Annotated in this window: 14 protein-coding genes and 1 pseudogene; 9 read left to right on the forward strand and 6 right to left on the reverse strand. The window is 39.9% G+C overall.

Annotated elements, in window-relative coordinates:
• Positions 1–148: 148 nt before the first annotated feature.
• Positions 149–1,432: an ISAs1 family transposase gene (locus KSMBR1_RS20155; protein WP_099326867.1), complete on the reverse strand. Its 1,284-nt coding sequence runs from the start codon at positions 1,430–1,432 to the stop codon at positions 149–151.
• A gap of 108 nt (positions 1,433–1,540) precedes the next feature.
• Here KSMBR1_RS20155 and KSMBR1_RS23845 point away from each other — a divergent pair.
• The 9 genes and pseudogenes from KSMBR1_RS23845 to KSMBR1_RS20200 form a co-directional block, all read left to right on the forward strand.
• Positions 1,541–1,888, forward strand: a pseudogene (locus KSMBR1_RS23845) (ISAzo13-like element transposase-related protein); the annotation flags it as partial.
• Positions 1,889–1,890: 2 nt separating this feature from the next.
• Positions 1,891–2,379 carry an ISAzo13 family transposase gene (locus tag KSMBR1_RS23850; protein WP_099326869.1) on the forward strand — a complete coding sequence of 163 codons (489 nt, stop codon included), beginning with the start codon at positions 1,891–1,893 and terminating at the stop codon, positions 2,377–2,379.
• Positions 2,380–2,837: 458 nt separating this feature from the next.
• Complete coding sequence (locus KSMBR1_RS20170) at positions 2,838–3,080, forward strand: YggT family protein (RefSeq protein ID WP_099326870.1); 243 nt, start codon at positions 2,838–2,840, stop codon at positions 3,078–3,080.
• A gap of 357 nt (positions 3,081–3,437) precedes the next feature.
• The gene (locus KSMBR1_RS20175; RefSeq protein WP_157820775.1) at positions 3,438–4,706 is read left to right on the forward strand and encodes a haloacid dehalogenase-like hydrolase; all 1,269 of its coding nucleotides are present in this window, start codon (positions 3,438–3,440) and stop codon (positions 4,704–4,706) included.
• Positions 4,707–4,767: 61 nt separating this feature from the next.
• Positions 4,768–5,949 carry a peptidase U32 family protein gene (locus tag KSMBR1_RS20180; RefSeq protein WP_230408026.1) on the forward strand — a complete coding sequence of 394 codons (1,182 nt, stop codon included), beginning with the start codon at positions 4,768–4,770 and terminating at the stop codon, positions 5,947–5,949.
• 126 nt (positions 5,950–6,075) lie between these two features.
• Positions 6,076–7,116, forward strand: a complete 1,041-nt coding sequence (locus KSMBR1_RS20185) for a tetratricopeptide repeat protein (protein ID WP_099326873.1) — start codon at positions 6,076–6,078, stop codon at positions 7,114–7,116.
• A gap of 23 nt (positions 7,117–7,139) precedes the next feature.
• Entirely contained in the window at positions 7,140–7,853 is a 714-nt protein-coding gene (locus tag KSMBR1_RS20190; RefSeq protein WP_099326874.1) for a hypothetical protein, read from the forward strand.
• Between the two features lie 215 nt (positions 7,854–8,068).
• A complete protein-coding gene (locus KSMBR1_RS20195; protein ID WP_099326875.1) occupies positions 8,069–8,743 on the forward strand; it encodes a Druantia anti-phage system protein DruA in 675 nt (224 codons plus the stop codon).
• Positions 8,744–9,089: 346 nt separating this feature from the next.
• Positions 9,090–10,859: a transposase gene (locus KSMBR1_RS20200; RefSeq protein WP_099326695.1), complete on the forward strand. Its 1,770-nt coding sequence runs from the start codon at positions 9,090–9,092 to the stop codon at positions 10,857–10,859.
• An 81-nt stretch (positions 10,860–10,940) separates the two neighbouring features.
• Here the strand turns inward: KSMBR1_RS20200 and KSMBR1_RS20205 are convergent, their stop codons facing one another.
• The 5 genes from KSMBR1_RS20205 to KSMBR1_RS20225 form a co-directional block, all read right to left on the reverse strand.
• Positions 10,941–11,108: a type II toxin-antitoxin system HicB family antitoxin gene (locus KSMBR1_RS20205; protein WP_420886537.1), complete on the reverse strand. Its 168-nt coding sequence runs from the start codon at positions 11,106–11,108 to the stop codon at positions 10,941–10,943.
• On the reverse strand, positions 11,083–11,775 hold the full coding sequence (locus tag KSMBR1_RS20210; protein ID WP_261341116.1) for an IS630 family transposase: 693 nt from the start codon (positions 11,773–11,775) through the stop codon (positions 11,083–11,085). The genes KSMBR1_RS20205 and KSMBR1_RS20210 overlap by 26 nt, the downstream gene beginning before the upstream one ends.
• A 6-nt stretch (positions 11,776–11,781) precedes the next feature.
• On the reverse strand, positions 11,782–13,038 hold the full coding sequence (locus KSMBR1_RS20215) for an ISL3 family transposase (RefSeq protein ID WP_099326027.1): 1,257 nt from the start codon (positions 13,036–13,038) through the stop codon (positions 11,782–11,784).
• Between the two features lie 120 nt (positions 13,039–13,158).
• Positions 13,159–13,509: a helix-turn-helix domain-containing protein gene (locus KSMBR1_RS20220; RefSeq protein ID WP_099326878.1), complete on the reverse strand. Its 351-nt coding sequence runs from the start codon at positions 13,507–13,509 to the stop codon at positions 13,159–13,161.
• Between the two features lie 131 nt (positions 13,510–13,640).
• Positions 13,641–15,296, reverse strand: coding sequence for an IS1634 family transposase (locus KSMBR1_RS20225; RefSeq protein ID WP_420886563.1), 1,656 nt, complete (start codon positions 15,294–15,296; stop codon positions 13,641–13,643).
• Positions 15,297–15,316: the final 20 nt, after the last annotated feature.

Consider the following 15,316-nt stretch of genomic DNA (forward strand, 5'->3'; position numbering starts at 1 on the left):
CAAACCCGCATAATTAAAATGAAAATTCCTATACTATCAAGTTATTCGTTTAATTCGGTGCTGGTCCAAATCCTGCGGATTTCAATGCGGCCATGGCCTTTTTCAATTGTTTCGTGCTGAGGGGGGGAAAAGAACTGAGATTCAGTTCCTAGATGGCTTGTTTTATGGTTTTTTGATTATCTTTCACCGTGAATATATATTCTGCCTTTTTGTCTTCTACCAGATAACGGGCGGTTTCCTTTTGCGCATGTAAGGCATCGAAAGTAACGACACGGTCTTTTATGTCTAAATCATCAAACAATACCGGAACCATCGGTATTTCGTTTGTTTTGCAGTCTACCTGAGTTTGTGCGAGAACTATACCCTGTTTATGAAGAAAAGCGGCAAGCAAATGTACCTGTTTGCCGTCAGGCTGTCTTGCACCGCAAAGGGTTTTCCCGTCAACCGCAATGGGCAGGCTTTTATCACCTACAGATTGAAACCAACGCGAGAGGACTTTATCAACTGCTTCTGCATCCACCTGCTGTAAGAAACGCCTGATGGTAGGTTCACTCGGTGGTTCGTATCGTTTCGTTTTTGTATTATAACGGCAGGAGAGACGTTTTAGCATATTTTGCGGACAACGCTTTGCCCACTCTGCAATGGCGGCAAAGCTCCAGGCATTGCAGATGATAGCACAGATAGAAATTGCCAGGATAGAACGTTTCCTGTGGCGAACGCCTCTGGGCATGCGATGTTCAGGGATTTGCTGCAATAATTCGTCAAGAAATTCCGCATCTTTTAAAGATAATTTCATAGGCTTTGTCTCCTTTCTTAATTGTATGGTAAGATTAAGGTTGTTAAGTTGTTTTTGGACTTGTGCATTCAATGAGCGAACAAAGACCATCTTTGGCTTATTGTGCAGAAGATAGCCTTGTGATGATCTGGCAAAACCGGTTGAATGTCCTAAAAAAATCCATCCTGCGGCCTTATAGCAGACGCCTTTAAAAAAACGAGGATCGACAAAGGTCTCCACAAGCCAGATTGGATGCCCATAGACCTTAGTCCAGTCTTGTGATAAGCGCTTAAGGTTAAGAGAAAGAATACGGGAGGCAAGGTTTGGTACGTGTATCTGAGGAAGGATCAGGAAACGTGAGTTGTTTGCTATGAGTTTCAGTCGTTGCGATTTTAAAAATGGCGGCCATCCAATCCACTTATCGCGAACGGTACATTTTAATGCTGCGGCAGCCCAGCCGATCAAGGCAAGCCATTGTCCCTGTGATTCCGCTACGTAGCGAATTGATTCTCCTACGAGAGAATGAAATCCAAGGTAATGATGCTGGCGCATCAGTGTGTCCCAATTTGCCTGGTCGTTTTGTGAAACAGGACGAACGGTAATTGAATGAAGTAGTTCGTTGTGTGTGTTATCGATTGGTGTTGTATGCTGGTTCATGCCCTATAATATAAAATATTTTAGGGGGAATGTCCACGTTTTTTTACATATCTTTGTATATTATGTGCTTATGGAAAACTTTGACAGCGCCGTGGTCATTTATCCGAGGAGCTTTATAAAAAAGGATATGGAGTTTCTTACGAAACAATTCGAGTCATTCTTAAACAACTTGGGTATAGTCTTCAAGGTAATGATAAATCTTTGGAAGATTCTCATCCTGATCGTGATGCACAATTCAAGTATATCACCATGCAGGTAAAAAAGTTTTTAAAAGACAATCTTCCTGTTATTTCTGTTGACACTAAAAAGAAGGAATTGCTGGGAAACTATGCAAACAAAGGGCAAGAATGGCGGAAAAAAGGTTCTCCCCGAAAAGTTAATGGTCGAGATTTCCCTGATCCCAAAGGAAAAGAAATAGGCATCCCCTATGGCATCTATGATCAGGGTAAAATTTAGGAGTGGTCAATGTCGGATGCGATCATGATACCTCAGATTTTGCAGTACAAAGCATTCATAGGTGGTGGACTTATATGGGAAGAAAGATTTATCCTGATGCAAAAAAGCTGTTGATATGTGCAGATAGTGGTGGCAGTAACGGCTATAGAGTTCGCCTATGGAAAATCAAACTACAAGAATTTGCAAATAAATCAGGCATGGAAATTACAGTATGCCATTTTCCTAAAGGAACAATTAAATGGAACAAAATGGAACATAGACTTTTTTCTCATATTAGCATGAATTGGAAAGGTCATCCGCTGACCAGCCATGATGTTATGGTTAATTTAATTGGCGCAACAAAAACAAAAACCGGATTGAAGGTTGGAGTTAAAATTGACAAAAGGAAATATCCAACAGGGATAAAGGTTTCCGATCAGGAAATGGAAAAGATTAATATTGGAAAGCATAATTTCCATGGAGATTGGAATTATACAATTTCAAAAAATTGAGTCATTCACACCTTGTTATCCCATGCCATAGTTGTAAAAGTTATTATCTGACAACCCCTAATTGTACATTGTAGCACAAGCATCCTGCTTGTGGCATTTTACCCTCAAACTGGATACTTGTGTTACTATTCTTTCTCTCCCCCTTCCTGTTAATGATATTTTTACAAAAAATCGGGAATGCTCCCGTACGAAGGTACGAAGTTACGAAGGTACGAAAGATGCACTTGTTTAGAATTTCAAATCATTTTATCATTAGAATTTGTTTCGGATTTCGGATTTCGGATTTCGTGTTTCACCGTTACCGTAAATTATTTTAACATATATCCTCATAGTCACTTAATCATTGTCTATATTTATATTTTTATTGCTCTGTATGTACGTGTTTGATACAATTGCAAAACTTTTTGTAAATAATGGCAGATGCGTTCTCTTTTTAGTATAGAAAAGGAGTTGTTGAGATGGGACTTTTTTTGGGAAAAATCATAGGTCTCTATGAAATTGTTTTGATTATTAGAATCGTACTTTCCTGGGTACCGCATAATCCCTATAACCAGGCAATACAGTTTTTGTATAAAATCACTGACCCCGTATTGAATCCGGTGCGCAGATACATTCCGACGTTCAGAGGCATTGACTTCTCCCCTATCGTGGTATTCATCGGATTAGGGATTGTTAAAAGAATTATTATGGAGATGTTTTGAGGGGTATGCATTATCCCTGTCCGGGAGACAGAGGTTTTAGGCAAACAAAAAGAGATTGAAACCACAGATTGTACCGGTTCATCGTCCAAAATCTGTGGAATCTGTAGTTTCAGTAATTTCTTCTAAAATCTGACTCCTTTGTTAAAGAGAAATTCTCTGTAAAGATATAAATATCCTCTAATTTCGCTTGGAATCTCACCCTCTTCTAATCAATCCTTCTGGAAAATAAACAAAGAATTTTTTTAAGATGTTACCTGACCTGAACAAACTGAAAGTGAAATACAGGGTAAGGCGTTAGACAGGGAAGATACATTCATCATTCGTTAAATGTCATACTATTTTGTGTTCTGTTTTTCTATGATAACCGCTCCAAAAAATAAAATTATTATTTTTGATGTTGACGGAGTCCTTTTCAGAGGACATTTTCTTCTTCATTTATCAAGACGTCTTGGTCTTTTACTTTCTATCCGCACGTTCTTGTTATGCATATTGTTCAACATCGGCAAATTACCCTTCCATACCTTTATAAAAAGGGTATACCGTTCCTTTCGCAATATTCCGCTTGAACAGGCAAGGAAAGTATACGAAGAGATACCTCTTATCCAGAATGCGAAAGAAACAATTGAAATATTGCGGGGGCATGGTTATTTGGTGTTTTTAATAAGCAGCGGTGTTCCTGATGTATTTGTTAAAGACCTTGCAGCAAGGGTATCTGCAAACAATGGATATGGTATTACCGTTGGCATTGACAACGGCGCATTAACAGGGGAAATATACGGACAGCTTATTATGCCCGAGGGAAAGGTAAACATCATTGAAAGTGAATTGCAACACTATGATCTTTCATGGCATGATGTAATTGTACTGGTAGATGACCGCAATAATTCAGACATTTTGCAAAAATCGAATATAGGCATAGGAGTAAACGCTCAGTATTCAATCCGCAGGCAGGCAGATTATTTAATTGATAACAACAACCTGTCTGAACTGTTGGATATTCTGGATATAGCAGATGCAAACACATACAAGGCCCTCTTTTCAGGGATGCGTAAACAATTTGAGCATTCATGGTACCAGGAAATACGCAGAAAACTTTTACACATCATAATTGCACTTGTACCTGTTTTTTCCCAATATATCTTTATAACCACCCTATCGGTGCTTTTTTCCATAGTAGTTTTCTATTTGATTTCAGAGTTTTTGAGGGTCAACGGGCTTTCTTTTCCCCTGTTAGGCCTTGTTACGAAATCAAGTATACGTAAACGGGAGGAACGCGGCATTGCTTTTGGACCTATCACCTTAATATTGGGCGCAGCTTTTTCCATATTGATTTTCCCAAAAGAAATAGCAAGCGCTGTTATATGGATCGTCGCCTTTTCCGATGCTGCCGCAACTCTGGTGGGGAAAAGTATCGGGAAAATCAGGATACCTTATAACAGGCAAAAAAGTGTAGAAGGGTCTTTGGCGGCGCTGGCTGTTGCCATAATTTGCGGATGCATCTTCCTTCCTATTGCGCCAGCCTTAATTGCCGCCTTTGTTGCATGCTTTATTGAATCATTACCGCTAAGGGCAGCAGATAATTTACTGATGCCTGTTGGCGCCGGATTGATATTATTGTGTTTTTGAAATCCTGAAACATACATCTATGTACATTAGAAAGCCCGAATTGGTTGCCCCTGCAGGCGATATGGAGAAACTTAAAACAGCCATTGAATATGGCGCTGACTCTGTATACATTGGCGCAGAAGGTTTTAATCTTCGGATGGGCGCGGAAAATCTTACTATGCAGGAAATTCGAAATGCCGTTGATTATGTTCATGAAAAAGAGAAAAAAATATACGTTGCGCTCAATATTTATGCACGGAATTATCATATTCGCCGCATTGTCTCTTGCGTGAAAGCACTTGCGGAGATACCGGTAGATGCGGTAATCGTGTCTGATCCGGGAATTTTATTAACGATAAAAGAAATAGCTCCTCACATAAAAATCCATCTTAGCACACAGGCAAACACCACAAACTTTAAATCACTCGAATTTTGGCGTCAACAAGGTATAAAAAGAGCCGTCCTTGCCCGTGAATTAACACTTGGAGAAATTGAAGAAATTATTGCCAATACCGCAGTAGAGACCGAAGTATTTGTACATGGTGCTATGTGTATGGCGTATTCAGGGCGTTGTTTATTAAGCAGCTATATGTCAAACCGGCATGCAAATTTAGGCGATTGTTCGCATTCCTGCCGTTGGAAATATGTGCTGAAGGAAGAAAACCGGCCTGGGGAAACATTTCCTATTATTCAGGATGAAACAGGCACTTACATTTTAAGTTCAAAGGATTTATGCATGCTTGAATATATTCCAGAATTAGTGTCCGCAGGTATTACTGCATGGAAGATTGAAGGACGCATGAAGAGCCAATACTATGTAGCCTCCGTAACAAGAATCTATCGCGAGGCATTGGACCGTTATTTTTCTGACCCTGAAAATTACGTAATTGATGAGCAATGGTTATCTGAACTGGAAAAGACGAGTCATCGTGAATTTGGCACCGGATTCTTTCTGGGATATCGTGAAAATAATCCGCAAGTCAGCCACCAGGACCATGCCTATATTAAAGAATATGAATTCCTGGGGATTATTAATAATGTATCTAATGATAACATCGCAGAAATATTAGTAAAAAATACCATTAAGGAAAATATCCCTATCGAAATAATGGGCAAGAAATTAAAGGACGATTTTGAAGAGCCGTACCTGAAGATGAGGAATGAATTGAATGAACCAATAAAAATAGCGAATGCCGGACAGAAAATATTCGCAAAATTATCGCAGCCCGTTCATAAATATTTTATACTAAGAAAATGTGGTTAATTTAAAATCTAAATCGTTCCCGTGGCGGCTGGAGTTCCCCCCCATGCCGCCTCTGAATTAAATGTAATATGATAGTAATCAACGTTTATTTTCTACATTTTTATTAAAAGAGAAAGAATATTAGAAATGAACCAAAAAATAGCCCTACTCCTTGTTTTATTAATAGTCTTTACTGGATGCAGCAGCAGTTCGAAAGAATATTTAAATAATCTATCGCCCTTTAAAAGCGAGGGGAAAACGCTCGAACCAAAGAAAGGCGCAAAGGTTACTGAGGCAGACAAATATGAACAAATATTTGTCTGTTCCGGAGACATTAACGTTGCCTATCAAAATATGGGGCAGGTGAGCCTTGGTGAGTATGGGTTTTCAGGGCATGATGTCCTGGCAAAAAAAATAAAAGAGAAGGCATTTCTGGTTGGAGTACAGGCGGTAATAAATGTGCAATATGATACAGGATACGCAAAAACCTACCGGTCTTACGGAGAACTTGGCGGCACTGATTATGGTGTAAATAAGACATCGTGGGTGAAGGGGACAGGCATTGTTCTTATAGAAAAACATGATCCCATTGGTTTAATTGTATGCAGCCTGACCAGGGAAAACAAAGAATGGTTTCGGTTTAAACCTAGTCAAAGCGGCGTTCTGGTTGTCAGCGTTCTTGAAGGAAGTGTTGCTGCAAAAGCGGGGATTAAAACGGAGGATCTCATTATGGACTGGAACGGAGAAAAAATTACGACGAAAAAACAATTTGCCATGTTAACGGAAACTTCCGCCAACAAAGAAGCAAAACTTACTATACTGCGTTCAGATGGCATTATTGTTGTTACTTTGCGTATTCCTGAACACGATTCTACCATTAATACTTCGCAGGTATCTGAACCATTGCGTAAGGAGATCGCTTCAACCCCGGTAACTGCCCCGCACAAACCGCCTATAAGAAAATCTGAATTAAAGTCCGCAGAGGTACACAATGAGATTGGCGACCTTTTACTGCGAAAGGGAATGTATCAGGAAGCAATGGAAGAATACAAAAAAGCTGTTGAAGCCGACCCATATAAAGCGCTCTCTCATTTTAATCTGAGCATCGCATATGAAAAGCTGGGTTTAAAAAGGGAAGCGGATGAGGAGTTTGCCCTTTATAAAAAATTAAAGGTGCAAAAAAATTGAATTGATATCATGAAATAAAAAATATGAAGAAATTACTGGTAAGTACTAATAACCATTTTTGTTGTAAAAAATATATGCCTTTCATTTTATTAAAAAGCATTTTTCTCTTTTTTTTAACGATATCCTCTTTTTGCCTGCTAAAAGAATCCTTTGGCGAGAATCTACTCAAAAATGGCGATTTTGAAACCGGCAATACTTCGGGCTGGATATGTTGGGAAACATTTCCATGGGACGGCGATGGCATTCCGGTGAAACATCCAGCAAGAGTAGATATTCATGTTCCGGGGACAATAGGAGTTCCCACACCACCGGCAATAAGCGGTTTATACGCTTTAACACAAGAGGTAACCGCTGAAGGAACAGCCCGCGGCGGTATTTATCAGGAACTGAATATCAATGCACATTCTACCTATGTGCTGACGGGTAGCATGGCATTCTACGGTGATAATATTGGAGATATTACTATTATAGGCTTACTTGACGGGCAGTGGAACCCTGTAAATACTTCAACCACTCCTTTTAAATTTTATATTGGCGGCGACACGGTTTCTTCATGGACTAAATTTTCACTCTCAATTATTCCGTCAAAAAATATTATTACCGTATTTACCGAAACATGCCAGGATTGGGGATATGGGTATGTGGCAGGCTGGTATGACAATCTCTCCTTACAATTTGTCTACGAAAACAGCAAACCTTTCTCATCGGAAAAAACTCCGCCAGAAGTCCAGAAGTAATAATAAAATCCAATCCAATCCAATCAGAAAATTCAATAGCATTTAACATCCTGAAATAAGACAATGAGTAATGATTAGTAACACTTTAGTTCTATGAAAAATAAAAAATGCTTGTTCCCATCACGGCGCTGTCAAAGTTTTCCATAAGCGCATAATATACAAAGATATGTAAAAAAACGTGGACATTCCCCCTAAAATATTTTATATTATAGGGCATGAACCAGCATACAACACCAATCGATAACACACACAATGAACTACTTTGTTCAATTACCGTTCGTCCTGTTTCACAAAACGACCAGGCAAATTGGGACATACTGATGCGCCAGCATCATTACCTTGGATTTCATTCTCTCGTAGGAGAATCAATTCGCTACGTAGCGGAATCACAGGGACAATGGCTTGCCTTGATCGGCTGGGCTGCCGCAGCATTAAAATGTACCGTTCGCGATAAGTGGATTGGATGGCCGCCATTTTTAAAATCGCAACGACTGAAACTCATAGCAAACAACTCACGTTTCCTGATCCTTCCTCAGATACACGTACCAAACCTTGCCTCCCGTATTCTTTCTCTTAACCTTAAGCGCTTATCACAAGACTGGACTAAGGTCTATGGGCATCCAATCTGGCTTGTGGAGACCTTTGTCGATCCTCGTTTTTTTAAAGGCGTCTGCTATAAGGCCGCAGGATGGATTTTTTTAGGACATTCAACCGGTTTTGCCAGATCATCACAAGGCTATCTTCTGCACAATAAGCCAAAGATGGTCTTTGTTCGCTCATTGAATGCACAAGTCCAAAAACAACTTAACAACCTTAATCTTACCATACAATTAAGAAAGGAGACAAAGCCTATGAAATTATCTTTAACACCGATTTTCACACACACATAAACCATCATAATACACCCCTTAAAGTCGTCTGTGTTTGAAGGCTGCAGAGCGATGAATTTATTTTGCCCTTACCTTGTAAACTTATATTACAAAATAGTCTATGCCTTGTATTTCATTACTTGCCTGTTAGTAGTAACAAATTACATTTTTAAATCAGGGCATTTTTGCATTATTCGGGAATTTCAGCAAATTTTGGGATTTTAGGGTGATAATATGATGAACAAAATGCTTGATTGATGATTATAAGTGTGCTACAATTCTGAATATTAACCAATTAGCAAGCGCAAATACCTCTCAAATAGAAGGTATTTGACGGTATTATCAGTATTCAGCAAGAATATTACAAATGCATAATCATCATAATAACACCCTAATACATGGCAAACTTAATCTAGTTTCATATTTCAATAATCCTGTTTCACAAAGACAAAAACAATATGAAGCAGTAAGGGCCATTGTAATTGACAAACAGGCAGTTGAGACTGTAGCAACAAAATTTGGTTACAAGCCAGGCACGGTTTATTCTTTAATGAGAGACGTTAATGCAGGGAAAATAGAACTTTTCCCTATCGTGCGAAAGGGCCCTAAAAAGAAAAGGACTACTTGTGATGTTCAGGATAAAATTATCAAATACAGGAAACAGGGACTATCGACAACCGACATCCATAGCCGCCTTGCGGAAGAGGAGATCAATATATCTGCAATCACAGTAGAACGTATTCTGAAAACCGCAGGGTTCGGCAAACTAAAACGCAGAACGAATAATGAACTTGGAAAAACTCTTAAAAACAAAATCATACCGGAACGTTCGGAACACCTGGATTTTGAGATACTCGAATATCTTAATGTGGATTGCCCCACGGCCGGGGTTTTCTTTTTTATCCCTTATATCATAGAATCCGGTATCCTTGATTTGTTGCAGGAATGTAAGTTGCCTGAATCAAGCGATATTGGATCGACGCAAGCCTGTCTTTCCATGTTACTGCTGAAATTAATAGGCGAGAGGAGGCTGACCCATATTTGTGCTTATGACCAGGAACCTGGCTTTGGAGTTTTTGCCGGATTAAACGTTCTTCCGAAGCCTACATACATGAACACCTATTCATGCCGTTGCTCTGAAACTCAGTTGATGAATTTGCAAAGCAAAGTTGTTTCGCTTTTCAGGAAAAAGTATCCGGACTTTTATAGTAGCGACTATATAAATCTTGATTTTCACTCGATCCCGCATTATGGGGATGAATCCGAAATGGAAAAGATCTGGTGTGGGTCTAAGGGTAAGACCATGAAAGGCGCTAATACCATCATTGCGTCTGATAGTAAAAGCAATGCAGTTTTATATACAAGAGCTGATATACTACGGCGCGAAGAGTCGCAAGAGGTTAAAAAGTTTGTAAGTTACTGGAAAAATATAAAAGGCAATGTTAGCGAAACACTTGTTTTTGATTGCAAGTTTACGGCTTACAATATCCTTGACGATCTTGAAAATGACAAGGTAAAGTTCATAACGCTTCGTAAACGTTATGCCGGCCTTGTGAAGGAAACATTGGTACTTCCAAAGGAGGTATGGAAAAAAGTTTATATTCCGGTTCCAAAGCGAAAGTATAAAAACGTCTCAGTTTATGAAAGCGAAGTCAGGCTTAAAGATTGTAAAAACATTTTCAGGCAAATAGTGGTGAAAGATCACGGACGGGAGAACCCTACATTTATTTTAACCAATAGCAAAGAGCTGTCCTTACAAAGGGTATTGGAAGTTTACGCTAAACGATGGCGGATAGAAAACAAAATAGCCGAACTGGTAATGTTTTTCAATCTGAACTCTCTGTCTTCACCTATTATGATCCGTATTCATTTTGACATTCTATGGACAATGATTGCTGATACCCTGTATCATCGATTCGCATGCGACCTGAGACGTTTTGAAAATAATCTTGCCCCTGCAATATTCAGGAAGTTTATTGATATGCCGGGGAGGGTCGTTTATGACGGTGGTAAGTTTTTTGTGAAAATAAGAAAAAGAGCACATACTCCGGTTTTGATGGAAGTAAAAAAATTACAAACTCCATTCGCTGTTCCATGGCTTGGAGGAAAATCTATTGAAATTGTCTGGACGGCATGATTAGGGTGTTTTTATGATGGTTTTCATGCCTGTGAAAATCGGTGTTAAAGACCTGTCCATAATTCAAATTCGGGACTTTTGTCATAGGGCAATTTCTAATACCTGTGCATCAGGATTATACCTCATATCATCGTCAACAGGTTCAAGATATAATTCAATGGCTTCTCTGATATTTTTTAACGCCTCTTCCTTCGTATTGCCCTCGCTTATATAGTCAAACAAATCAGATTTTCGAAATTTGCTCGCCAATAATTTGAAAATTTTCAGTTAAAAGAGTAGACAATTCATCTGTATACTCGTTAATATTTTTGAAAAAACTTAAACATTTGTTTTTAAACTTCTCATAAGTATCATAATACTTGTTATACAATATTTTTTTGCGAAAGAATTTCCATAATCTTTCAATGAGATTTAAATTGGGTGAATAGGAAGGGAGAAATTTGATCTTTATTCTCGAATTTGCAAGGTATTCTTTGACCAACTTAGACCTGTAATATTTAGCATTATCAGAGATTATGTAAATAGTACCGGCTTGAGCATACCTTGACTCTATTTCATGGAAAAGCTTTATTGTTGATTGAGCATTGATGCTTTCATCTTCCCGGATTGTTACTTCAAAGGTTTCTATGTCAATAGCCCCGTTTAAATTTATTCTTTTCCTGCCGGTATTAGAGGGTATTTCCTTCTTTTTGCCTTTCTCTATCCAGCAATATGCAGACGTAGAATTGTGCTGTGGATGAACTCCATCCATAAAAAGTATCTTATCTCCGGGGGCTTTCTCTTCTTTGAGTTGTTTGTATTTTTCGATAAATTCTTTTTGTTTTTCAGGGTTTGCTTTGCCTGGAACTATTGTAGTTTTCTTGTAAGTAAAGCCTAATCTATCGAGGGTATGTACCATTCCTTCGGGTGTATAGATTTTGCCTCATCCGCAGAATCTGTGGGTAAGTATTGGTTCCGGCAAATTACCAAGAGTATGATACAAGGCTGTTTGCAGGCATTCCAGAGATTTATAACCATAAGCCTTTCTCATAGTCAGTTTCGCCTTAAGGTTAAACCCCTCAACCGTACCGGAAGAAAGTCTGCCATCAGCCTTGAACCAGTTGAGAATGAGCTGCTTGTGATTGCGCAACATCTTTGCCACTTTTTTCATAGGTTCCAGGTTGGTTTTTAGGGTTCTCGTAATCCAGTTCTCGAGAAACCTGTCTGCATACGCCGGATACTTATACTCCCAAAAACGCTGAAAATCTTCACGCATTAAATATGCCTTTATTGAACTCAGGTTGATCTTAACTATCTGGCTTAACCGTACCGTTTGCTTTTCTGTCAAGTTCTCAGGCCTTTTCAACAGTAACCAACGGCTCTTTTCCAAAACATTGTCTGTGCCTTCATCCTTGAGCTTTTTGACCTCTTCCCTCCGTATCTGGTCTATGGCTTCATTGAATTTCTTCATGATGTGGAAACGGTCAAGAATATTAAGCGCCTGGGAAGCCTTCTTCGCTATCACCTTCAGGTACGGCGACCACATATCGCTGCAAACGAATTTGATTCTCAGACAACGTTCTCTACCTAACTCCATGAAAAACTTCAGCAGGGTCTTTGCCTTCCGCTCAGGGCCACTCCATAAAAGCCTTTTGGCATGCGAATCAAGCTGATATACAAGGGTTAAATACTTGTGGCCACTCCAGACTTGTATCTCGTCTATTCCTATTTCCGTTATATTCTCCAAGTCCCTGTGGGCAAGGCCGTAGGCAACTACAAACTGCACTGCCCTATACACACTGTCCCAACTGGACTTGAATATCTCGGCTGTCTCTTTCCAACTCAGGCGTTTAGCCCATCGAGACAGGAATACCTTGTATGTGGTGGTCATCTGCTCCTTACCTTCTGACCAGGGAATTCGCTCTACATGGATTCCGTCCACTGGACAGGCGGCGCGTCGCGGGGAATATCGGAAAAATACTTGAAACCCCCATAATGGCGGATACTCGTATAACCGGGACGGCTGTGTATCATACCCAGACGCTCTCTTCCCACATACTGAACATTCAGGCTTGGCATTTACCCTCGGCTTTATATCTGCTACTAATGCCTTTCTACCATTTATGACCTCGAAACTGACTGCTTTGTAAACAAATGACTTGAAATTCTCTACCGTATTTAATAATGTCTTTATCTGCATTGCCTCTCCTTTTGGGTTAAGATGCTTTCTTGATAAAAAACATCTTACTCCCTTTGGGATGGCAATGCACCTTTTCTCTTACTAATCCTTACTTATTACCCACAGATTCTGCGGACGAGCCTAGATTTTATTGAATGTCTGTTTTACATATTCAGCAATTTCTTTTGCCGCACTATAGTTGTTTTGCCTGATATGATCTTTTAATTGTTCTTCTTGTTCGCATGTGAGTTTTGGCACACAGCCAACATAATTGTCAGATAAAAGCCCGTCAAAACCTTTATCTTTGTATAGTTTTTCGTAATTCCTGATTGTTTGATCGTCTAACAAGAGCGCCTCTGCTACTTTTTCATAACTCCATCCTGAATCAAGAAGAAGTATAGCTTTGATTCGGTCGGCATGACGTCTATGAGGCTCTTTCTTATGTGCTTTTTTAAATTCTATTCGGGTTTTTTCACTGAGAAATGGATTCATGCAGAATTTAATACTCTAGAAACAATTCGAATGCAAGAAAAAAACAGATTTTTATAAAAATAAATGCTTTTTACTATACAACGGATGTTCACCCCAAGTCAAAAAACAAAAGTGCCGTAAAAGCCTTATATTTATTGACTTTTACGCCGAACAGCAAGCTTTTTTCTAGTGACTACCCGTATGTTCCGGCTTGGCAATACTTCTGGCAACTTTATCTGTAATGCCTCTAATAATTCATGTGATTGTTGCCGCGGACGCGGGATCTTCTGGCAACTAGCTTTTTGGCCTTTGATTGTTACTTCCATCGAACAAATGGTCGTCAATTGTGCGAGACCTTCCTCTACCGTCAAGTCAAAATTCTTCCACGCTCTGCGCAGCCTTCGAATTATCATGTACGCAAGCATTACCACAAACACATGTCCCCGTGTACTATCCTCCTTTCTTACATACACCGGACGAACCTCCAAATTCACCGTCTTACAGTCCCGAAACGCCTTCTCCACTTCCGTTAAATCCTTGTATCGTTCATGTACCAGATTGGTATCCGCCTCGTTCTCCTCAAGATCAGTCTTGATTGCGTAACAACCATCAAGGTATGATGCCTCCTTTAATGCTTCCTCAGCTCTCTCTATCTTTAGCGTCCTATCCTCTTCTTTTATCTGCACCCACCCATCAAGTTTCAATCTCGTTAGCCTTTCCCTTGTTGTTTCCAGGGCCTTCGATACTGACGACTTAGGATGTTCCTTCAGATAACTGTTCTTCTTCACGATGTATTTCTCTATACTCTGTAATTTTGATACACGGGTCTTTGACATCTCTTCCGCCCTTACCGGATTGCGCCTCAGAATATATCTAACCTCATCATCCTTTATCTCGCAGAGCTTTTCTTCGAACAATCCTAATTGCAGTATCCCTTTATTTATCAACGACTCTATCTGCGGCTTGGTTATCGCCGTTATGTAATGAAACCCTTCCGGTAAACTTTCGATTTGCACCGTCTTGATCATCCCACGATCTCCTACAATCGTTACATCTTTGCATCCAAACCGCTCTAATACCTTCTTTACCTGAGATTCAAAGGTCTTCGGATCCTGGGTGTTGCCCCTAAATACTTCTGTTGATACCGGCTCCCCGAATTCATCACAAAGCATACCGATCACTATCTGTTTTTTCCTCTTTTTGCCGTCACGATTATACCCGTACTCACCAAAATGATTCGACTTCCCCTCTAAATAACTGCTCGTCACGTCATACAAAAACAACTTCGGCTTATTGCCTCCTCGTCTTAACTCAAACAGCTTTCGCTCTATCTTTGCCTGATTCTCTGACAACCATGACAAATTATCGTACAGATTGTTCTCGTCAAACCCACGCTTCATATCCAGGACGTCACCCGCAGCATGTATCTGCGCCAGCCTTACTGCAGACAGTCTTGACCCCCGGCCTATTACCCTTGCCATTACTTGCCAAAGCGCCAGCTTTCCTTCAAAGTCCTTTCCCAATGCCTCTTCTATCCCTAATTCCTTTGCCACTTGGTACACGCTCCACGCTGCTCCCACAGACAAACCCTCATGGAGTTTCACCGATTCTGACAATGCGCCCAATGCACAGAGATCGTCTTTATGTGCGAGTGCAAGTCTTATCGCTTCAATCTCCAGGGGAGTGCAATTCGACAGATTCGCAATGGTGCGTTTCTTGACCTTCCCATCCTCACGGTACGATTCCCGCAGAAGGGTAGATCGATAGATTTTTTTACCGGATTTTGACTTGTTCTCTACAATATGCATGTCCACCATTGTACAGATAA

The organism is Candidatus Kuenenia stuttgartiensis (assembly GCF_900232105.1).
In the GTDB taxonomy this organism is placed as follows: domain Bacteria; phylum Planctomycetota; class Brocadiia; order Brocadiales; family Brocadiaceae; genus Kuenenia; species Kuenenia stuttgartiensis_A.